The sequence below is a fragment of the Paenibacillus amylolyticus genome, from assembly GCF_050990605.1.
Classification (GTDB): domain Bacteria; phylum Bacillota; class Bacilli; order Paenibacillales; family Paenibacillaceae; genus Paenibacillus; species Paenibacillus amylolyticus_H.
In genome coordinates this window covers 6,294,790-6,314,067 of sequence record NZ_CP158832.1, presented here as the reverse complement: position 1 = coordinate 6,314,067, position 19,278 = coordinate 6,294,790, and the positions used below count along the sequence as shown (strand labels likewise).

Genomic DNA, 19,278 nt, shown 5'->3' with positions numbered 1-19,278 from the left:
CGTTACTGTGGTGTTGAGGCCTTTTTTTAGATTGTAGTGACCAGGCATCCCTTGGGGGACACTTGTCGGTATAACTCCTACAGTTTACAGCTTCTTATTGACCCATCATGCCGCCATCTACGGTGTAGAGGGAAGCTGTTACATAGGATGCTTCTTCGGACAACAGGAAGTTCATCACCGCAGCGACTTCTTCCGGTTCACCGTAACGGCCCATTGGAATGGCAGATACCGTAGCAGATTGATAATCTTCCACATTACCGGAATTTGCTTCAATCTGACGCATCATACGGGTATTGATTGTGCCTGGCAATACAGCGTTCACCCGAATATTGTAAGGTGCCAGTTCATTCGCAGCGGTACGTGTGAGACCAACTACGGCATGTTTGGACATAATATATGGAGATACGGCAGGTGCACCCATCAGACCCGCAAGGGAAGAGGTATTTAGAATCGCACCGGATTTTTGTTTTTTCATAACGGGAATGACATTTTGCAGACCCAGGAACACGCCACGAATGTTGACGTTATACACGGTGTCGAGTGCTTCAACACTCAGGTCTTCGATCAGTCCTGTTGGGCCTTCAATCCCGGCATTGTTGGCAAAATAATCGATTCGGCCAAACGCATCCAGTGCTTTTTGCACATAGTTTTTCACGTCTGCTTCCTGGGATACGTTTGCTTTTACAGCAATGACGTGCTCTTTGTCGAGGTTCAGATCGGTGATCGTTTGCTGGATGGCTTCTTCATTCAGGTCGACCAGTACCAGATTGATTTTGCGCTCTGCGAGCCGGCGTGCCAATTCTTTACCGATGCCTCCGGCTGCTCCTGTAATAACGGCTGTATGTGTATAAGATGTACTCATGATTAATCCACTCCTTATTCATTATTGGCAGGTATTTCTTAAAAAAAGTTTCAACCTGTCGTCTATCTTTCCTGTCTCAATGTTAAGATATACATAGCCATGTGACAATAATCATTGACAGCGCATATGTCAGCTATCGGACAGTGATGTAAGCGGTGTTCATTTAGTTTACAATAATGAACAAAGGAGGCGAGAATGTTGATCACCCAACATCCTCAGGACCGGAGAGCACGAAGAACGCAGGATGCCATCATCGCTGCGGCAGTTTCTTTGATATTGGAAAAAGGAGCGGATGCCCTCACAATCCGGGATATTACGGAGCGGGCGGATTATAACCGCGGAACCTTCTATTTACATTTTCCCGGCAAACCGGAGTTGTTGCAGTTCATTCTGGATGATTTCATGCAGGGTGTGGGGCGTGCTTATGCAGAACCATACGCACAGCTCAAAGAAGTGGATATGACTGCATTGCTGCCATCCACGATGCCTGTATTCGAATATATTGAAGCCCATCAGGATATTTTCCGAGCATTAATAACGATGCATTCGGATATGGGTTCCCGGCTGTGCAATATGTTTAGAACGTATCTAACCGAAGATTTTGTATTGGTGACCGAAGATAGTGAGTGGACGATTAATTACGACATCATGTTAAGTTATCTGGTATCTGCTACGGTGGGCGTGATTATGCATTGGGCGGAGATTGGATTCAAATATTCTGCGCATTATATGGGAGAGCAGCTTACGGCACTGATTAACATCAAACCGACCCGTCTGCTGATTGAACCAGGGCAGAAGGGTCGGACGATTCACGAGCGTATGCTGTTGGATTAAAGTGAAGGATTATCCGGTCATGGAGGCATTAGCGGCCTGTTGCATCTGAAGCAGCTGTTCGCGAATCAGGACCGACTCTCCGATCATGATTAATGCCGGATTATTCACTTGATGTGACAGGGCGAGGGAGTGCAGTTCGGCAAGTGTGCCGGTAATAATCCGTTCCTCCGAAGTGGTTCCCCGTTCGATTAGAGCCGCAGGGGTGTGTCCACATTTCCCATGGTGAAACAATTCATGTTGAATCAGGGGGAGTTGGCTAATGCCCATGTAGATGACCAGTGTGTCCACACTATGAGCAAGTAAATCCCAGCGAACCGATGATACACTTCCGTCACTGCCGGTTCCCGTGACACATGCGAAGGATGATGCAATCCCACGATGGGTTAACGGAATAAGGGAGGAAGCGGATGTGCCTACAGCCGAAGTGATACCAGGAATGATTTCAAATGGAATCCCTGCTTCCGCCAGCACAAGCGCTTCTTCACCACCACGGCCAAAGATAAACGGATCACCACCCTTGAGTCGTACGACTTGTTTGCCTTCCGCTGCATGTGTAGCCAGCATCCGTCCAATCATTTCCTGACTCATGGAGTGCAGGCCTGGAGCCTTGCCGCAGTAGATGCGGAGTGCTCCTTCGCGAGCCTCAACGAGCAATTGATCATTCACAAGCCGATCATACATAATGACATCTGCGGACTGAATACGTTTCAGGGCTTTTACCGTAATCAGATCCGGATCTCCAGGACCAGCGCCAACAATACTAACCAGGCCCCGGCTCATGATCGTGTCCCCAGTTTGGGTGCAGCATCGGAACGTGCTAATCCTGAACGACCACCCTGAATGGCTGCCAGTTTGGACGAGAGCTTCACTGGATTTCCCCAGTGGTGTGCAGCATATAGACCAAGGCCTGTAAATATAGCTCCGCCAATGAGGTTACCCACCAACACCGGGATCTGATTCCACAGCCACCAGTCAGCGAGACTGACCTGTGCACCGAGCATCATGCCTGCCGGAATGACAAACATATTAACCACAGCATGTTCAAAGCCTTGGGCGAAAAATATCGTAATGGGCAGCCACATCGCTACGATTTTACCCAGTGTAGAAGTGGACGTCATTGCCATCACTGCCCCGAGTGTGACCATCCAGTTACATAGAATGGCTTTGATGAGGACCAGAACAATGCCAGCCCCACCCAAGTGCTGGTACCCCAGGGTCTTGGTTTCACTGGTTTGGATCAGCGTTTGAATTAGAGGGTTGCTCATATCCGTACCCATCTTGGTAATGGTCAAGCCGTATAACAGAGCATAGAATGCACATCCGAGCAGATGCCCCGTGATCACCCAAAAAAAATTTCGGAGCATATCCATCCATGTAATTCTACGTTTCATCACTGCGAGTGGAAGCATCGCAAAGTTTCCTGTCACCAAATCAAGACCCAGCAGAATAATGATGACAAATCCAGCCGGGAATATCAGTGCACCTGCCAAACCAACGGAAGTTTGAGATACAGCGGTATATGCCAGTGTGGTTGCAAAGGCAAGGATAGCTCCCGACAGAAAACCGCGGATCAGCATCTGTACCCGGTTCATTCTGGCTTTGCTCTCACCAGCTTCGACCATCGATTGCAGCACTTCTGCAGGTTTAACAAAATCCATAGCGCACGCCTCCTTGATGTCAGGGTATTTCTAGCCTTTAACCCGCAATTGTGATGTAAATTTCTCCGCTGTGGTCGTCCACTTCGGTTTTGTAGGTATTCAAGCAGCCTTCGTCCGGCTCATGTACCTTACCGTTACGCAAATCAATCTTCCAATCATGCAAAGGACAATGAACCGCTGTCCCGCACACCATGCCCTCCGACAGCTTGCCGCCCTTGTGAGGGCAGCGATTCTCGACGGCGTGCAGACTGCCGTCGCTCAGTTTGAAAACCGCAATTTCGGTATCCTGTACCAGGAAGGTCCGTGCTCCCTTTTCATCAATATCCGCAAGGTGTCCAATCCGGAATTTGTTCATGGCTGTTCCTCCTCTTCTAGTGGGTTACCGGCTCGGCACCGGACAGTGGGGTGAAGTTTTTACGCAATTTCTCGTCTTGAATGATTTCTTTCCAAGGATCGACGGTGTGACCCAGTGTAACTTCCAGACGTTCAACCAGAGCGAGACGTACATCCCGATCCGCCAATGCTTCCTTCACATGATCCAGACCTACCCGTTCAATCCATGCCGCTGTTCTCTCATTCCATTTTGCATTCTCTCTATAGTATTGCAGGTAAGAGTAAGTCCACTCTTCCACTTCCGCATCGGTCTTCACCGTACAGAGCAACTCGGCTGCACGAACCTTGACTCCGGCGTTACCGCCAACATGAATCTCCCAAGCGCCATCAATGGCGACAACACCCAGATCCTTGATGGTCGCTTCAGCACAGTTCCTCGGACATCCCGAGACAGCGAGTTTCACTTTGGCCGGAGCAACCATCTTGTCGAGTTTCTTCTCCAGTCGAATACCCATTTCAATGGAATCCTGTGTGCCGAATCGGCAGAACGTATTACCTACACAAGTCTTCACCGTACGCAGCGCCTTGCCATAACCAAAACCGGAAGGCATATCGAGCTCTTCCCAGATCTTCGGCAGGTTCTCCTTCTGTACACCGAGCAGATCGAGTCGTTGTCCACCCGTGAATTTCACCAAGGGCACATCGTATTTTGCAGCGACTGTTGCAATCTTGATCAATTCAGCTGGAGAAGTCACTCCGCCATAGATCCGTGGAATAACGGAGTAGGTACCGTCCTTCTGGATATTGGCGTGATAACGTTCATTGGTGAATTTGGATACACGCTCATCTGTGTATTCAGCCGGCCAGATCATACCGAGATAATAGTTGAGGGAAGGACGGCACTTGGAGCAGCCTTCCGGTTCATTCCAACCGAGAACATTCATGACTTCCTTCACACTCTTGAGCCCCATTTCCTTGATCTGAGCAACAATCTCTTCCCGATCATAGGATGTGCAGCCACAGATGCCTTCTTTGGTCTGTTCGCCTACATTATCACCGGCATAATACGTGAGCAGGTTTTCGATAATGGGTTTGCATCCACCGCAAGAAGCGGAAGCTTTGGTACAGGACTTGATTGCACCGAGCGTATTACAGCCTTTATTCAGAACAGCGTCCCCGATGGAAGCTTTGGTAACACCGTTACAACCACAGACGATCTCATCATCCGGCATACTTGCCATGCGTTCTGCAACAGATGGACCCGAGCCTGAACCGCCGGAAGGTACACCGAGCAAAATTTCTTTCTCGCGACCACTGATGTTCTCACCACTCTTAATGAGGGAAAATAGCGATGCGCCATCTGTGGTATCCCCGAATAATACAGCTCCGATCAGCTGTCCGTCTTTGATCACCATCTTTTTGTATATACCATCGACATCATCCTGGATACGAATGCTGCGAGTGTCCGCAGCGTCTTTGAATTGTCCGGCAGAGAATACGTCAACACCGGATACTTTCAGCTTGGTAGACGTGACTGAACCTTCGTATCCTTCGGTTGCTGCGCCAGCCAGGCGTTTCGCGAGCACCATACCTTGTTCATATAATGGAGCAACCAGTCCGTAAGCAATGCCACGGTGTTCTGCACATTCGCCGACGGCAGAGATGCCAGGGATGCTGGTATGCATATAATCATCTACAATGACACCACGATTTACATCGAGGCCGCTATTCCGAGCGAGTTCAATCTGAGGGCGAATCCCGACAGCCATGACAACCAGATCTGCTTCAAGTACCGTTTGATCGGTGAAACGAATGGCTTTCACTCGATGTTTGCCTGTGATTTCTTCGGTATGTTTGTTCAAAAGGAACTTCATGCCTTGCTCTTCAAGCTCACGCTGGAGCATCAGTCCTGCCGGCAAATCCAGGTTCCGGTCCATCAGATGACCGTTAATATGGATGACCGTGACGTCCATGCCCAGATTGAGCAGCCCCCGAGCTGCTTCCAGTCCAAGCAATCCGCCTCCAATGACGGCAGCTTTGCGATACTTTTGTGATGCTGCCATCATGGTCTCACAGTCTTTGATATCACGGAAGCCGATCACGCCTTCTTTATTAGCGCCGGGAAGCGGGAGGATGAACGCTTGTGAACCGGTTGCCATAATCAGCTCATCATAGGCTGCGCGTACACCATTTTGAGATACAACTTCCTTGCGCTTGGTATCGATCTGAACAACCGGGTCCCCCGGGTACACCCGAATGCCGTTATCTTCGTACCAGCTCCACTCATTAATTACGATATCTTCGATGGATGTTCCGCCAGCCAGTACAGAAGATAACATGATCCGGTTGTAGTTGGGATGCGGCTCTGCGCCAAAGACTGTAATTTCATAAGCGTGTGGAGCAAGCTTAAGGATATGTTCGATTGTGCGGATTCCCGCCATGCCATTGCCGACCAGCACCAGTTTTTTCGTTGTACTCATTATGATTAGCCCCCTTAGGTCCATTCTGCAACTGCCTCAAAACCTTTTCTCTAAAATCGAAAAAGCCTGTTATGCCTCGGAGGACTGCGCATATACATACGCATCCCTTGCTCCGAGATTGCAAAACAGGCTTCATTGCCGTTTCAACCAGCTACGCCGTTGTAACTGTGATCGATTCAAATATGGAGTTGTTATGGCTTAACTATAAAAGATCGATCTCGCCATGTCAAGATAGTTAACATAAAAAAGTATTTGAAATTTAAAGTTAATTATGTTTACATGAGTTTATTGGAATAACGAATGGACGACGATGTTTTACGAGTATATCTTTATAGATTGAAGGATTTAGATAAAGTTAGAACGAAGGATACGATAAATACTGTAGAAAAGGTGCCATGGTCACTGTTTCACCCTTTTTTAGTGCAGGATGGCGAGACATGAAATGCTTATCAACATGTTGAATCAGAACGTATAATCGTGACCATTTGGTTTTTGTCAGGTAACATGACATATTTATCGCTTTCATGTATTAATGTATTAAATGTTGTGGACTCTGACTATACGTAATAGGGAGGGATTGATCCATCATGCGATCTTTATTGGTCATCCGTGTACAACCAACGATAGCTGCCTCATCCGATGCAATCCCTCTGACACCGGAGAGGCTGCTGGGAGCAAACGGGTACCATGTACAGGTGGCGGGCAATGAAGCGGAAGCGGTGAAGCTGGCTCGTGCGGCCGAAGCGTCCATTTTGCATCTGTCACTGGCTGATGTGGAGTACTGGGTGAACTGCCTGGGAAAGGGAAAGTCGGATTCAGCGCTGCTTTGGTGGTGCGCGCCAGATACAGCCTCTTCCTCCGCAGAATCCTGCGAGGTCGAAACCTCATTTGATGGGATACTTACTCCATCCATGACCGGACCCGAGATTCACTGGACTCTTCACTTTGCAGCCCGGCGCTACATGGAACGCAAACAGTGGGAGCAGGAACGAAAGCAGCTGCAATCCAGGCTGGAGGATCGGAAGTGGATTGATATGGCGAAGGCTATCCTTAGTGATTTGAAGCAGATCTCGGAGGCCGAAGCCTATGACCTGTTACGCAAGAAAGCGATGGATGAACGCAAACGGATGGTCGATGTAGCCACAGCGATTGTGAAGGCCCATCAACTGCTCCAGTCTTAATTGGAAGGAGGATTCTCCATGGATATGTCTCAGATACTCCGAGAGGTCGGACGTGGGAAACGAGGCTCGCGTGATCTAAATTATACAGAGGCACTGACCGTAGCAGAGAAAATCCTGAAACAGGAGGTTTCCCCTGCCCAGACGGCTGCGTTTCTTATGGCTGAACGTATGAAAATGGAAAACGTCGAGGAACTGGAAGCTTTTGTTCATGCTTGTCGTAACAGTGCGGAACGTTTCTCCATATTTCAGGATGGATTGGACTGTGCGGGTCCTTATGATGGACGGACAAAGTCGTTCATGGCCACGTTTCCGGTTGCGTTTGTACTCGCGGCGGCCGGGTTGCCTGTGACTCTGCACGGGAGTGATCCTTTACCGCCCAAGTGGGGCGTTACGCTGTCAGTTCTGTTAAAGGAAGCAGGAATAGATACGGGTAAGATGGATCGGGAAGATGCCCGAGGTGCTGCGTTGCGTTCAGGTGTCATGTACGTATCCTCCGAGGAGTGGTGTGGGCCTCTTCGCAAGCTTCGTCCGTTACGGGAAGAGCTGGGATTCCGCACAGTGCTGAACACAGCAGAGAAACTCATTGATTATAACCATTCACCGTATCTGGTGTTTGGTGTGTTTCATAATACCTTTCTGGATCGGATTGCGAAGCTGCTCACCCGGTTTAACTATCGCCGTGCTTATGTGGTACAGGGGATGGAAGGTTCTGAGGATCTGTATATTGATCGGCCAACCCGCGTATACGCCGTGGAAGATGGTGATATGAAGCTAGAATTGGTTGATCCTGCAGCCTATGAATTGGATATGCCCGTGCCGGAACTGGTCTGGACGGCTGCGAAGCAGCTTGAAGTGGCGGAAAGTGTATTAAGCGGTGACGGTCATATTGCTTTTGTGAATCAGGTCTTGTTAAATGGAGGATTCCGCTTGTACGCAGCGGGGCGTGTTAATTCCATCGAAGAGGGCATATACACTTGCCAGGGGTTGTTGGAGAGTGGTGCAGCGTATCGTATCTATCAACAGTGGTGTGTCTCCATGGGCGGCGAACTGCCGGATAATAGAGCGATGTCCATCTATCCGGCATCGTCCAGATAAGCCTTGGTTCAAGCTTGTGATTGTTTAGTGTGTTCTTACTCCCAAGGATAAGTAACGGTCAGGAAGTCGGCGAATTTTTTGCTCTCTTCCCGCCGCCTTTTCCGCATGGCCGCCCGATCCGGAGCGGTCTCGTATAGTTTCTTCTCTTCTTCGGTCTCCGGGATGATACGAGGTACAATCAGTTTGCGATTATTTTCGTCCAAGGCCACAAAGGTCAGAAATGCAGTCGCCGCAATTTTTTTCTCTCCGGTCTTCAGATCCTCGCGAATCACCTTCACAAAAATCTCCATGGAACTGCGTCCGGTCCAGGACGCGAACGATTCCAGCGTAACGGAATCCGTTGGGTTAATCGGGTACAGGAAATCGACCGAGTCGGTTGAAGCCGTTACGGTATTGACCCGGCATAGCTTGGAAGCGGCGATGGATGCGATATCATCGATGTAGGACATCAGCTTGCCGCCGAATAGCGTATTATGATTGTTGACATCGGTTGGGAACACCCGTGCCGTCTTGAAACAACGTGTTTCGCGTACATATTTTTTCTCCACCTGATCCATCTCCGTAGGTTTCGGTATCTCTCTCATGTTTTTTCCTCCTTACAGTATGGCTGCTGTGACTTGAAGTTGGACTGCATAAAAAACCGCCAGGCGCGGACCGGCGCGCTGGCGGTTTACTGCTGTATATTAAGCCTTGGGCTTGAAAATGCCGGACGGTTTGCCAATAGGTAAGAACGCATAACCGAAGTGAGCGTTCAGTACCGAAGCACCTGTACCGTACAGGGACACAATTCCGATCGCCAGTTCAGCGTATGCTGCAATGGTGTGGAAAATGTGAGGAGCTACGCCGAAAGCGTCAAAGGTCAAGCCAAGGAACAGGAAGTCAATCAGAATGAAGATGATCAGCAATACTTTATTCGCTTCAATCGCACCGATTGTCATGAACAGGGTGAATACGAGGTATCCGGCAAAAGCAAATCCGAGCTGCTTGCCATCGGCCTGTTCGGCAAGCGTGGAGCCAAATACGCCCATTTTGATCATCCAGTTGGCAGCCATGGCGAACCAGAAGAATGCGTACGCGCCAAAAGCAGTTGTGCCAAAGGTATTGTTGCGTTTGGAATCTTGAATACATGCGAATAACTGGGCGAAGGCACCCAGGAAGATCGCCCAAGGAATAGCGTAGCTAAGTCCATCTGTAATGCCAAGCTTTTGGGAAGAAGCGACCAGGGTTACGATAGCCAACCCAAATAATCCCATTGCGCTGGGATCGGCGTTAACAATTTTGACTTTAGTCTGTGAATCGGTCTGCATGGTGATGATAAGCCTCCAATAATATCAAATCAGGATCTATGGCCGTCGTTGGCCGTCCTCTAAATTACATCATTTGTATCCGCCGGGTCCGGACACACACATCGCCCTATTGTACCTGAATGACCCCATTATGGAAAGGGATTTTATTACCTTTTGAACCAATAGACTTTTTGTTTTTTCAATATACACATTTATGACACAATCCGTTTTTGCCGTGAATGATGAGACCAGACGCTAGAATAAAGCCCTCGATAATACCACTAAAATTGCGTCATATCAGCCATTTTCGGATAAGCTCTTGTGTGATAAAATAATCTTTATCAAAATTTGGAGAAGAATACAAAACATCCTTGTCTCCTATGCCATATGTTAATCCAACTATAGATTGACAGGAAAAACTAAAATGGTTCACAGAATAAGGAGGTATCAGGGGTCATGGTTATGAGTTTGGATTTGAAAAATAAAATAGAGAAGGCCAGACATAACCTTCATATGCTGGTAGAGCATAACAAGGGTGGTCTTGGGCATCCCGATGTGATTCGGCAGTCTATGGCATTGGACGAATTGATTAATGAGTATAACCGAATTAGCCGAAAACATTCACGGGTTTGAACCCGAAGCGATTTTGATTATATATACAGAACGAATCACATAGATTGTAACGCTTGATCGTACAGACGGGTATGAATATCGCCGAAATGGATAGCCTCAGTTGAGAAGGAGGTATTCTACCGGCGTAATATTCAGCCCGTTTGTTTTTTGCAAAATATCAATTATCTATCTGTCTAATGCAGCAATCGTTTGGATTCCAGATATAGGACCTGTACGAACTTTTTCGTATTAATTCGGGTCTGGGACAGGGAAGGCTCCACATTGTTTTGCAGCTCCAGCATTTTCTTGCGAATTTCGGTGAAATCGAAAAATTTGGATGCATAGTTCTCGAACTTGGGATGTGTATAATCTGTTAATCCGAGAGAAACCACATGGCTCAGTGTCTGGAAGATGGCTCTGCGAACGCGCTGTTCCGATGCCTTGATCTCCTTGTTCACCTCTGCGAGTGAGGCACTCTCTCCCAATTTACGTATCGCTACATTCTGGAAGATGTCTTTGAGGGATGGGAACGTATAAGGGGACAGTTTATGTTCATCTGTCTCTATCTGCTCCAGATATTCCAGCATGTCCAGCAGATCCCTGCTGCCCGCTTCACCGATCATGCCCATCTCGGACAGCAGGAAATGTCCTGCTGTCGTAATGGTTTTGTCCGGAACCGGAGCTGGGGTACGTTCGATAGAATTCAAACCGGACAATCCCTGCAATGTCCGCTGAATATCTGCGATGGATTGCTGCATCCGGAGCCTTTCGCTCACCAGTCGCAGAACAGATAGAATCTCCAACCGGTTAATCGGCTTCGTAATATAATATTCAATGCCTAGTGAATAGGCTTCTCCGATCATATTTTTCGACTCGATCTGGGAGATCATGACGATCTTGCCCTCAAACCTGCCTTCAAGCGCCCGCACAGTCTGAATCCCGTCTCGTTGTGGCATCAGCAGATCAATCAGCAGGATATCCACCTTATGCAGTTCCAGCAGTTCCGCGTGAATATGCGCTCCATCCTCAGCTTCCCCGGCAATATCACCAAGGCCTTCATCCTCAATAATATCCATCAACATGGAACGAACGCCAGGATCATCATCCACGATAAAATAACGCATGTCAGTCATTCCCTTTCTCTGCGAATGGTGTGATTGATAAATCTATGGTTAAGGCGGTTAACACCGCCATGAACTCTCGTTCCAGTGTAATCGTTCCTTTCCTTCTTGCATAGAACCTGATATGTCAGGTTAAATGACAATGATTGGGCGATAAAAGCCCATTTTTAAAATAAATGTATAAATTGCATGTAGGTATCTGTCGATTTCCGTAGATGCCCTTGTAGTATAAGTAACATCCCGAAGTCGGGGGCTAGTGTTGTGGCAGAATGGTACAAACTTTTCACGTGACTCATCTCTGTACTTGAAATTCACCATAAAAAGGGGCATACCGATGGAGCAAACAATACAAGATATTGTCGGCATTTTCAATGATTTTCTATGGTCCAAAGTGTTAATTATACTATTGGTAGTATGTGGTATATACTTCACCACCAAGACTCGATTCATGCAATTCCGCATGATTGGAGATATGGTAAAGGTGCTTCTAGAGCCGAAAAGCAAGGAACCAGGCAAAATTTCTCCTTTTCAGGCGTTCTGTATTAGTATGGCGGCTCGTGTAGGTACAGGGAATATTACCGGTATCGCACTGGCTATCGCACTGGGTGGACCTGGTGCTATATTCTGGATGTGGATCATTGCAATTATCGGTTCAGCCTCCAGTTTTGTGGAGAGCACGCTCGCTCAGATCTATAAAGTGAAGGATAAGGGTGGATTCCGCGGGGGTCCGGCATATTATATGGAACGTGGGTTGGGCAAACGCTGGATGGGGATATTATTTGCCATTCTCATTACACTTTCATTCGGTTTGGTCTTTAATGCGGTGCAATCCAACACGATTACCGTTGCATTTGAGAACTCATTTGGCACGGATCGGTTAACGATGGGTATCATTATGGCTGTGATATTTGCAGGAATTATCATGGGCGGTGTCAAACGGATTGCAAAAGCATCGGAATACATCGTTGTTGTACTGGCTGTATTGTACATTGGGGTAGCGGCTTTTGTGGTGCTGACGAATATTACCCAGCTTCCGGCCATGATTGCGTTGATCGTCAAAAATGCCTTCGGCATCGAACAGGTTGCTGGCGGAACGTTAGGCGCTGCGCTAATGAACGGTGTGAAACGCGGATTGTTCTCCAATGAAGCGGGAATGGGTAGCGCTCCGAATGCTGCTGCAACGGCGGATACAACACATCCGGTGAAACAGGGACTTATTCAGGCGTTTGGTGTGCTGACAGATACGTTAGTGATATGTACAAGTACAGCCATGATTATTTTGCTATCCGGGGTATACAAAGGTTCCAATCTGGGCGGCATTGAATTAACTCAGGCTGCATTAAGTGTACATGTTGGTTCATGGGCATCTGGATTCCTGGCGGTTATGGTGTTCCTGTTTGCCTTCAGTACACTAATCGGAAATTATTACTATGGAGAAACCAACATTGAGTTTATCAAATCCAACAAAGTTTGGCTGTGGGTATACCGCATATGTGTTATTGCGATGGTGCTGTTTGGTGCGGTAGCCAAAGTGCAGCTGGTATGGGATTTGGCTGACCTGTTCATGGGGCTCATGGTGGTGGTGAACCTGATTGCAATTCTGATGCTGTCCAAGGTGACTTTCGAAGCGTTGAAGGACTATAAAAAACAGAAGGCTGAAGGACGTGATCCCGTCTTTACCCGGGACCGGATTCATATTCCAGGTGAAGTGGAATGCTGGCAGTCGGAAGAAGAAGTTATTGGAGATAAATCAATACATGTAGCCAATTAAGGTTTATCTGAATGTAGTTGGTTATATAAAATGGGCACAACAAACAACAGGACTTGGATTATCCATCATGGGCAACCCGAGTCCTGTTTGTTGCATTACTTTTTAACCGAATAGCTGATCAGTTGTTCGGACAGAGCTTTCATTCGCTCCCCTGTTTCATTAAGCTGCTCAATCACATCCGTAAAGGATGATACAAGCGTTGCTTGTTCCTGTGAAGAGGCTGCAATCTGGGCGACTTCAACTTCCATCTGTTTGATGACCTGTTGTACATCTCTCAGACTGGTGTCAATATCACTTGTAGCCTGTTTGGCATCCACAGAGAGTTTGCGTACTTCCGAAGCCACTACACCGAAGCCGGCACCAGCTTCACCAACACGAGCGGCTTCAATAGCAGCATTAAGGCCAAGCAAGTTGGTTTGTTCAGAGATTTCACGAATGAATCCGGCTACCTTGTTGATTTGGGAAGAGTTCTGAACAGCAAGTCTTGTGTTCTGCAAGATCTGTTCACTGGTTGCTTGCAATTCTTCAGCATGAGCGGCGACATGCTGCACCATATCAACGAGGTTACCATTGATGGTTTGATTTTCTTGTATAATGTCTTCAAGCTGGTTCTGGTTGGATTGGTCGTAAGATACACAGAAAACAGCAACAACGTTCTGGTTATCATCAAAGATCGGAATGTTCAGGGTATCGAGTTCAATACCAAAAACCTCCTTGGGGATCGTGGAGAGACTGGCTTCTCTTCCGTTTTTCAAGACGGCGAAGTTTTGGAATGAGTCCAAGAGCGCCATTCCTTTTTCAAAACCAAGGTCAAACTTATCGGTGGTAATAACCTCCAATACCTTTTCGTGATCATATACAGTTAAACTGGCTGGTTCTCTAAGAATCTTACTGATATAAGGCATTACTTTAAGCAGGGCATCTACAACGTTCATGGAAGAGGACCATCCTTTCAATATTTGAATGTAATATATTTAACGATCTATGGAATGCTCTATCTTTCATCGGACAGGAAGTGCGTTTCGTGAACGGCATTTTGCATGAAAGAATGAACATTTTATGATTAAATTTTAAAATATTTCCCATGTTAACTGATTTACTGGATATAAGTGTTAGTTGTAACTATTTTTATATCAGGATATTTGTACGAATGTATATGAATTATGGGACATATGTCCCTTTGTGTACGGTATATACGACAACGGAGGGGAAGTCGGAATGAAAGAAATCATGGACTTTGGACTTGTGCGGCAACTCGCCCGTGAGAATGGGTTGGATCAGGTGCTGGATGAGTGTGCACTTGCTGAGTTGCGACTACTTGAGGCTGTAAAGGGCGAGATGATCTGTGCCAAAGGTGAGCGACCCGAGCGATTGTATTTTCTCGTGCAGGGCAAGCTCAAGATCTATACCACCCTGCCTAACGGGAAGTCTCTGTTGCTTCGTTTCAGTACACCACTTGCACTCGTGGGAGATTTGGAACTGGTGAATGGCAAGGAGGCTATGAATACGGTAGAGTCGGTGAGCAAAAGCCTGTTGCTGGGTATCAGCTATCGTTCTCTCCAGAATACGTATGCAGGGAACCCTAAATTTCTGCATTTTATGCTGAGTCAGGTTACACACAAATTGTATACCTTCTCCAACCTGTCGAGTCTGAATATGTTATATCCGGTCGAGAGCCGATTTGCCAGCTATCTGTTGTCCACAATGGGCCAGGACGAGCCCTCATCGGAAGAGATCCAGACCTCCAAGCTCACCGAACTGGCGGATATGCTGGGCACGAGCTATAGACATCTTAATAGAGTTGTTCAAGATCTGTGTAATCGTGATATTATTCGCAAAGTGCAGCGAAAGCTAGTGATCTGTGATCTGGAACAGTTGCGTGTCATCGCAGGGGGCAATATATATGAGTGATGGCATTTTAAAATAAAGACCAAGCCTGCATATCTAAGCGACATGACGCGGCACAATATAATACAATACGGCACAAAAAAAGAGCACCCTCCCGAATATACCAAGCGGTGCTCTTTGTGCTCTTTGTGCACTGCACGTCAAGTGAATCAGATATCTCCGCGCTGCTCGAACAATTGAGCGATCTCTACAATGACACGTGTTGCCTTCACCATATTGTCTACCGATACATATTCGAATTTGCCATGGTAGTTCTCGCCGCCAGTGAAGATATTTGGTGTTGGCATGCCCATATAGGATAGCTGGGAACCATCTGTTCCTCCCCGGATGGGACGAATAACAGGTTCGATATCCAGTCGGGTCATGGCTTCATGAGCAATGTCGACGATCTGGCGGACGGGTTCAATTTTCTCGCGCATGTTATAGTACTGGTCACTCAACTCAACTGTAATGCTTTTCTCTCCATACTTGGTCTTTAGTTCGTTCGCGATCTGGAGCAGATTTGTTTTGCGCTCTTCAAACTTCTCCCGATTGAAATCACGGATGATGTAACTCATCTTAGTCAGTTCAACGTCACCCTCCAGAGACAACAGATGGTAGAAACCATCATAACCGTCCGTGAATTCAGGAGCTTCCTCCACAGGCAGGCGTCGATTCAATTCCATCGCAATTTTCAAAGAATTCACCATCTTATCCTTCGCTGTTCCGGGATGTACATTGGTGCCTCGTACGGTAATTTTGGCGGCTGCTGCATTAAAGCTCTCGTATTCCAGCTCGCCAAGTGGTCCGCCATCAACCGTGTACGCATATTTGGCACCAAAAGCAGCTACATCGAACTTGTGCGGTCCACGGCCAATCTCTTCATCCGGGGTAAAAGCAACCCGAATCGTACCGTGTTTCACTTCCGGGTGTTCAATCAGATAGGCCATCGCGGTCATAATCTCGGCAATGCCTGCCTTATTATCTGCACCAAGCAACGTTGTACCATCGGTTGTGATCAGGGTATGGCCTTTATACTCGTGCAGTTCCGGGAAATCCTTGTTGGACAGTACTACATCCAGTTCCGAGTTCAGCACAATGTCAGCACCGTCATAGTTATCGATCACCTGTGGTTTTACATTTTTGCCAGTAAAGTCGGTCGCTGTATCGAGGTGAGCCAGGAAACCAATGACGGGAACATCCTTGTCGGTATTGGATGGCAGTGTAGCCATGACATAACCGTTCTCATCCATCGTTACATCTTGCAGACCAATGGAGGTACACTCTTCAACGAGCAGTTTGCCCAAGGCCAGTTGGCCGGGTGTGGAAGGGCATGTCTCGCTATTTTCATCGGATTGGGTATCCATCTGAACATAAGTACTCAGTCTTTGAATTAATATATCTTTCATATATAACCTCTCCCTAGCTTGAGTAGTATATAAGTTGAGCTACTTGTCTTACACTGATCCACTACGAGGCCAGAATAACCTTCTGATCGCTGTTATCGTGTAACCGTTAGTCACAACTTATGTAAATTGGGTACAGTAATTATTGTGGTTCTCTACGGTTATCATATCATGTTTTGCAGTCATTTCCAGAATGGGGCAGAGCTGAAATATGAGGATGACTAGGTATCAAAAAGGGTACTAGGTCACAAAAATGTACGTACTTGTATTTTTATAACTGAGGTTCATAATAAATGATGAAGAAAGGATGAGTCCTAGACATGCCATTTATTACTGTTAAGGTATTGGAAGGCAAGTCGGTTGAGCAGAAACGTCAGTTGATTGAACGTATGACTCAGGTGGCTTGTGAGACACTGGATGTTGATCCGAGCAAAGTCTTTATCTTCATTGAGGATTTGGAGAAGGACAATTACGGCAAGAACGGAAAACTGTTTTCGGACTTAGACAAATAAAGTAAGGCTTCATATATATCATGATCATGGAACAGGAGATGTAACATCAATGACTGAACAATTATTTTCCCCTTATCAATTCAAGAGTCTGCAATTAAATAACCGTGTCGTCATGGCACCGATGTGCCAATATTCTGTCACTGCGAAGGATGGCATTCCAAACGATTGGCATCAGGTTCACTATGTGAGCCGTGCGGTTGGAGGAACAGGGTTGATTGTAATCGAGATGACCGATGTAGATCCGGATGGACGTATTACCGATAATGACTTGGGTATATGGTCAGATGAGCATGTACCTGCCTTCACCAAACTTGTGGATGGAATCCATGCTTACGGCTCCAAAGTAGCTATTCAGATCGCGCATGCGGGACGAAAAGCGGAGGATGCTCCGCAGCCGGTTGCCCCATCGGTAGTTACATTCCCTGGAGAAAAGTACAAGGAACCACGTGCGTTAAGTACGGAAGAGGTAGAAGCCATGGTGCAGAAGTTTGCAGACGGTGTTCGCCGCGCAGTAAAGGCTGGAGTGGATACCATTGAGCTGCACGGTGCACATGGATACCTGATCCACCAGTTCCATTCCCCGCTGATGAACCATCGTGAGGATGGATATGGGCAGGATCTGTCCCGTTTTGGCGTTGAGATCATTCGTGCAGTGAAAAAAGAAATGCCAGCAGATATGCCGCTAATTATGCGGATTTCGGCTGTAGAATACGCGGATGGTGGATACGACATCGACCACACGATCAATATTGCTCGTGCCTACCAAGAGGCAGGCGTGGACATGTTCCATATCAGTTCAGGTGGTGAAGGACCTTCCGGTCAGCGGAAACCGGGGAACTATCCGGGGTATCAGGTACCATTTGCCCGTCGCTTCCGTGAGGAACTGAACGTTCCTGTCATCGCAGTGGGTATGCTGGAGGATGCAGCATTGGCTCAGGCGGTGATTGGAAACGGTGATGCGGATCTGGTTGCCGTTGGCAGAGGCATGCTGCGTGATCCGTACTGGGCGAACCATGCGGCGCTGGAGCTGGGTGTCAGCAAGGATCAAGCTGCCATTGCGGAGCAATATTCTCGTGGATACTAATTTGCTATGAATCCTATTTAAACTTGCCACTCCGATGACAGAACAGCCTTCCGATCGCTGTTATCCTCAGATTTTTTGATTCACTTTTCCAAAGGTGAAAATCTGAGGATAAAGGCGAACGCGTTGCTTCTTCAGGCTATTTCTGCCCTCTGCGTTCTCGTGTAAATGTTCATTGCAAATCCTATATAGTAAAAAAATCAGGCCACAGCATGGTTAAAACCTCATGCTGTGGCCTGATTTTGTATGATGAGAAACATGTAGACTAATTTACTGATTACTACGCTCTTCGAGTTGCTTCATAGACGAATTTTTGATTCGACTGTGTAGGTGGCTGATCCGGGTTAAAGTCGGCGTATACTTTGATGTCAGAGAAACCAATGTTTTCGAGAATTAGGCGTAACTCTTCTATGCCGTACCAACGTAAAGTGAGATGTTGCAGCTCCGTAGCAACAAGAGAACCCTGATGCCATTGTTCGTAGCGGATCAGACTCAATTTGTACTGTTGAAGAAGGTTCACTTCAATGGTTTTCACTTCTACGGTGATCGTATCACCATCGGGTAATGAAACAATTGATGTTTCTACAGAAGAGGGTTGTGTCACATCGGGCAGAAACAGATCAAACACGAGCTTGCCGCCAGGTTCTAAATGCTGAAATAGATTACGTAATACGTTAATCGACGCCTGTCTGTCCTGGATAAGGAGCAGAGAACCTCCAGGAATGATAATTGTTTCGTATCGATACGGAAGGTCAAGCTTCTCCAGATTGGCAACAAACAGCTCAGGCACGGGCAATGCCCGCTCGGTGCAACGAGAACGGCAAGAGTCAATCATATAGGTTGAATAATCAAGTCCATCCACCTTCAGGCCTGCTTCAAGCAAAGGAATGAGCATTCGGCCTGAACCAGACATGGCTTCAAGAATCCGTCCTTTGCAGCCTTGAAGATAATGCCGATAGAATTCAATATCTCCTCCCAATGAGTGTCCCACGGGTTTGGTTAAATCATAAACGGCGGTGCATAATGGACCGTAATAACTGAAAGACATGGTATAGGTATCCCCCACATTTCAATGTAATGAATTGCAAACGTGGAAGGGAATACGTTAAGATTATCCCTTCCGGCAACGGTTGGAATTGGATTTTTCAGAGCAGACTAT

19 protein-coding genes are annotated in these 19,278 nt (G+C 47.2%); 8 read left to right on the top strand and 11 right to left on the bottom strand.

Annotated features, from left to right (window positions below; translation table 11 throughout):
• Nucleotides 1-94 precede the first annotated feature (94 nt).
• Nucleotides 95-862, bottom strand: a complete 768-nt coding sequence (locus ABTV53_RS27810; RefSeq protein WP_076332059.1) for an SDR family NAD(P)-dependent oxidoreductase — start codon at nt 860-862, stop codon at nt 95-97.
• A gap of 195 nt (nt 863-1,057) precedes the next feature.
• Between ABTV53_RS27810 and ABTV53_RS27805 the strand changes: the two genes are divergently transcribed.
• Nucleotides 1,058-1,696 carry a TetR/AcrR family transcriptional regulator gene (locus ABTV53_RS27805; RefSeq protein WP_433748767.1) on the top strand — a complete coding sequence of 213 codons (639 nt, stop codon included), beginning with the start codon at nt 1,058-1,060 and terminating at the stop codon, nt 1,694-1,696.
• Between the two features lie 9 nt (nt 1,697-1,705).
• On the opposite strand, the gene cobA is transcribed toward ABTV53_RS27805, so the two are convergent.
• The 4 genes from cobA to nirB are packed head-to-tail and all read right to left on the bottom strand — an operon-like array spanning nt 1,706 to nt 6,167.
• Nucleotides 1,706-2,476 (bottom strand): uroporphyrinogen-III C-methyltransferase, encoded by a 771-nt coding sequence (gene cobA / locus ABTV53_RS27800; protein WP_433748764.1) that lies wholly within the window; start codon nt 2,474-2,476, stop codon nt 1,706-1,708.
• Nucleotides 2,473-3,354 carry a formate/nitrite transporter family protein gene (locus ABTV53_RS27795; protein WP_433748762.1) on the bottom strand — a complete coding sequence of 294 codons (882 nt, stop codon included), beginning with the start codon at nt 3,352-3,354 and terminating at the stop codon, nt 2,473-2,475. Before ABTV53_RS27795 ends, cobA begins: the two co-directional genes overlap by 4 nt.
• Nucleotides 3,355-3,391: 37 nt before the next feature.
• Nucleotides 3,392-3,709 (bottom strand): nitrite reductase small subunit NirD, encoded by a 318-nt coding sequence (gene nirD, locus ABTV53_RS27790; protein WP_433748760.1) that lies wholly within the window; start codon nt 3,707-3,709, stop codon nt 3,392-3,394.
• Between the two features lie 16 nt (nt 3,710-3,725).
• Nucleotides 3,726-6,167, bottom strand: a complete 2,442-nt coding sequence (gene nirB / locus ABTV53_RS27785; RefSeq protein ID WP_433748757.1) for a nitrite reductase large subunit NirB — start codon at nt 6,165-6,167, stop codon at nt 3,726-3,728.
• A 587-nt stretch (nt 6,168-6,754) separates the two neighbouring features.
• On the opposite strand from nirB, the gene ABTV53_RS27780 reads away from it, so the two are divergent.
• Nucleotides 6,755-7,348 (top strand): ANTAR domain-containing response regulator, encoded by a 594-nt coding sequence (locus ABTV53_RS27780; RefSeq protein WP_433748754.1) that lies wholly within the window; start codon nt 6,755-6,757, stop codon nt 7,346-7,348.
• A gap of 18 nt (nt 7,349-7,366) precedes the next feature.
• Complete coding sequence (locus tag ABTV53_RS27775; RefSeq protein ID WP_433748751.1) at nt 7,367-8,443, top strand: anthranilate phosphoribosyltransferase; 1,077 nt, start codon at nt 7,367-7,369, stop codon at nt 8,441-8,443.
• A 35-nt stretch (nt 8,444-8,478) separates the two neighbouring features.
• Here the strand turns inward: ABTV53_RS27775 and ABTV53_RS27770 are convergent, their stop codons facing one another.
• Both ABTV53_RS27770 and ABTV53_RS27765 read right to left on the bottom strand, forming a co-directional pair.
• Entirely contained in the window at nt 8,479-8,991 is a 513-nt protein-coding gene (locus ABTV53_RS27770) for an acyl-CoA thioesterase (protein WP_124116913.1), read from the bottom strand.
• A 135-nt stretch (nt 8,992-9,126) separates the two neighbouring features.
• On the bottom strand, nt 9,127-9,750 hold the full coding sequence (locus ABTV53_RS27765) for an acetate uptake transporter (protein WP_221819949.1): 624 nt from the start codon (nt 9,748-9,750) through the stop codon (nt 9,127-9,129).
• A 435-nt stretch (nt 9,751-10,185) separates the two neighbouring features.
• On the opposite strand from ABTV53_RS27765, the gene ABTV53_RS27760 reads away from it, so the two are divergent.
• Nucleotides 10,186-10,362 carry an aspartyl-phosphate phosphatase Spo0E family protein gene (locus ABTV53_RS27760; RefSeq protein ID WP_433748748.1) on the top strand — a complete coding sequence of 59 codons (177 nt, stop codon included), beginning with the start codon at nt 10,186-10,188 and terminating at the stop codon, nt 10,360-10,362.
• Nucleotides 10,363-10,535: 173 nt separating this feature from the next.
• Here the strand turns inward: ABTV53_RS27760 and ABTV53_RS27755 are convergent, their stop codons facing one another.
• Nucleotides 10,536-11,465, bottom strand: a complete 930-nt coding sequence (locus tag ABTV53_RS27755; RefSeq protein WP_433754358.1) for a response regulator — start codon at nt 11,463-11,465, stop codon at nt 10,536-10,538.
• Between the two features lie 331 nt (nt 11,466-11,796).
• On the opposite strand from ABTV53_RS27755, the gene ABTV53_RS27750 reads away from it, so the two are divergent.
• Nucleotides 11,797-13,233, top strand: coding sequence for an alanine/glycine:cation symporter family protein (locus ABTV53_RS27750; RefSeq protein ID WP_433748746.1), 1,437 nt, complete (start codon nt 11,797-11,799; stop codon nt 13,231-13,233).
• Nucleotides 13,234-13,328: 95 nt separating this feature from the next.
• Here the strand turns inward: ABTV53_RS27750 and ABTV53_RS27745 are convergent, their stop codons facing one another.
• Nucleotides 13,329-13,787 (bottom strand): methyl-accepting chemotaxis protein, encoded by a 459-nt coding sequence (locus ABTV53_RS27745; RefSeq protein WP_433754357.1) that lies wholly within the window; start codon nt 13,785-13,787, stop codon nt 13,329-13,331.
• A 664-nt stretch (nt 13,788-14,451) separates the two neighbouring features.
• Between ABTV53_RS27745 and ABTV53_RS27740 the strand changes: the two genes are divergently transcribed.
• Nucleotides 14,452-15,144 carry a Crp/Fnr family transcriptional regulator gene (locus ABTV53_RS27740; protein ID WP_433748743.1) on the top strand — a complete coding sequence of 231 codons (693 nt, stop codon included), beginning with the start codon at nt 14,452-14,454 and terminating at the stop codon, nt 15,142-15,144.
• Between the two features lie 146 nt (nt 15,145-15,290).
• Here ABTV53_RS27740 and pepT read toward each other — a convergent pair whose 3' ends face one another.
• Entirely contained in the window at nt 15,291-16,529 is a 1,239-nt protein-coding gene (gene pepT, locus ABTV53_RS27735) for a peptidase T (protein ID WP_433748741.1), read from the bottom strand.
• Between the two features lie 317 nt (nt 16,530-16,846).
• On the opposite strand from pepT, the gene ABTV53_RS27730 reads away from it, so the two are divergent.
• Both ABTV53_RS27730 and ABTV53_RS27725 read left to right on the top strand, forming a co-directional pair.
• Complete coding sequence (locus ABTV53_RS27730; RefSeq protein WP_017691642.1) at nt 16,847-17,038, top strand: tautomerase family protein; 192 nt, start codon at nt 16,847-16,849, stop codon at nt 17,036-17,038.
• 49 nt (nt 17,039-17,087) lie between these two features.
• Nucleotides 17,088-18,122, top strand: a complete 1,035-nt coding sequence (locus tag ABTV53_RS27725) for an NADH:flavin oxidoreductase/NADH oxidase (protein WP_433748738.1) — start codon at nt 17,088-17,090, stop codon at nt 18,120-18,122.
• Between the two features lie 277 nt (nt 18,123-18,399).
• Here ABTV53_RS27725 and ABTV53_RS27720 read toward each other — a convergent pair whose 3' ends face one another.
• Entirely contained in the window at nt 18,400-19,167 is a 768-nt protein-coding gene (locus tag ABTV53_RS27720) for a class I SAM-dependent methyltransferase (protein WP_433748735.1), read from the bottom strand.
• Between the last annotated feature and the right edge of the window lie 111 nt (nt 19,168-19,278).

What these genes read in the sequence shown, in the direction of transcription:
- ABTV53_RS27810 (WP_076332059.1), bottom strand. Translation starts at nt 862, where the DNA reads ATGAGTACATCTTATACACATACAGCCGTTATTACAGGAGCAGCCGGA.
- ABTV53_RS27805 (WP_433748767.1), top strand. Translation starts at nt 1,058, where the DNA reads ATGTTGATCACCCAACATCCTCAGGACCGGAGAGCACGAAGAACGCAG.
- cobA (WP_433748764.1), bottom strand. Translation starts at nt 2,476, where the DNA reads ATGAGCCGGGGCCTGGTTAGTATTGTTGGCGCTGGTCCTGGAGATCCG.
- ABTV53_RS27795 (WP_433748762.1), bottom strand. Translation starts at nt 3,354, where the DNA reads ATGGATTTTGTTAAACCTGCAGAAGTGCTGCAATCGATGGTCGAAGCT.
- nirD (WP_433748760.1), bottom strand. Translation starts at nt 3,709, where the DNA reads ATGAACAAATTCCGGATTGGACACCTTGCGGATATTGATGAAAAGGGA.
- nirB (WP_433748757.1), bottom strand. Translation starts at nt 6,167, where the DNA reads ATGAGTACAACGAAAAAACTGGTGCTGGTCGGCAATGGCATGGCGGGA.
- ABTV53_RS27780 (WP_433748754.1), top strand. Translation starts at nt 6,755, where the DNA reads ATGCGATCTTTATTGGTCATCCGTGTACAACCAACGATAGCTGCCTCA.
- ABTV53_RS27775 (WP_433748751.1), top strand. Translation starts at nt 7,367, where the DNA reads ATGGATATGTCTCAGATACTCCGAGAGGTCGGACGTGGGAAACGAGGC.
- ABTV53_RS27765 (WP_221819949.1), bottom strand. Translation starts at nt 9,750, where the DNA reads ATGCAGACCGATTCACAGACTAAAGTCAAAATTGTTAACGCCGATCCC.
- ABTV53_RS27760 (WP_433748748.1), top strand. Translation starts at nt 10,186, where the DNA reads ATGGTTATGAGTTTGGATTTGAAAAATAAAATAGAGAAGGCCAGACAT.
- ABTV53_RS27755 (WP_433754358.1), bottom strand. Translation starts at nt 11,465, where the DNA reads ATGCGTTATTTTATCGTGGATGATGATCCTGGCGTTCGTTCCATGTTG.
- ABTV53_RS27750 (WP_433748746.1), top strand. Translation starts at nt 11,797, where the DNA reads ATGGAGCAAACAATACAAGATATTGTCGGCATTTTCAATGATTTTCTA.
- ABTV53_RS27745 (WP_433754357.1), bottom strand. Translation starts at nt 13,787, where the DNA reads ATGGTGCAGCATGTCGCCGCTCATGCTGAAGAATTGCAAGCAACCAGT.
- ABTV53_RS27740 (WP_433748743.1), top strand. Translation starts at nt 14,452, where the DNA reads ATGAAAGAAATCATGGACTTTGGACTTGTGCGGCAACTCGCCCGTGAG.
- pepT (WP_433748741.1), bottom strand. Translation starts at nt 16,529, where the DNA reads ATGAAAGATATATTAATTCAAAGACTGAGTACTTATGTTCAGATGGAT.
- ABTV53_RS27730 (WP_017691642.1), top strand. Translation starts at nt 16,847, where the DNA reads ATGCCATTTATTACTGTTAAGGTATTGGAAGGCAAGTCGGTTGAGCAG.
- ABTV53_RS27725 (WP_433748738.1), top strand. Translation starts at nt 17,088, where the DNA reads ATGACTGAACAATTATTTTCCCCTTATCAATTCAAGAGTCTGCAATTA.
- ABTV53_RS27720 (WP_433748735.1), bottom strand. Translation starts at nt 19,167, where the DNA reads ATGTCTTTCAGTTATTACGGTCCATTATGCACCGCCGTTTATGATTTA.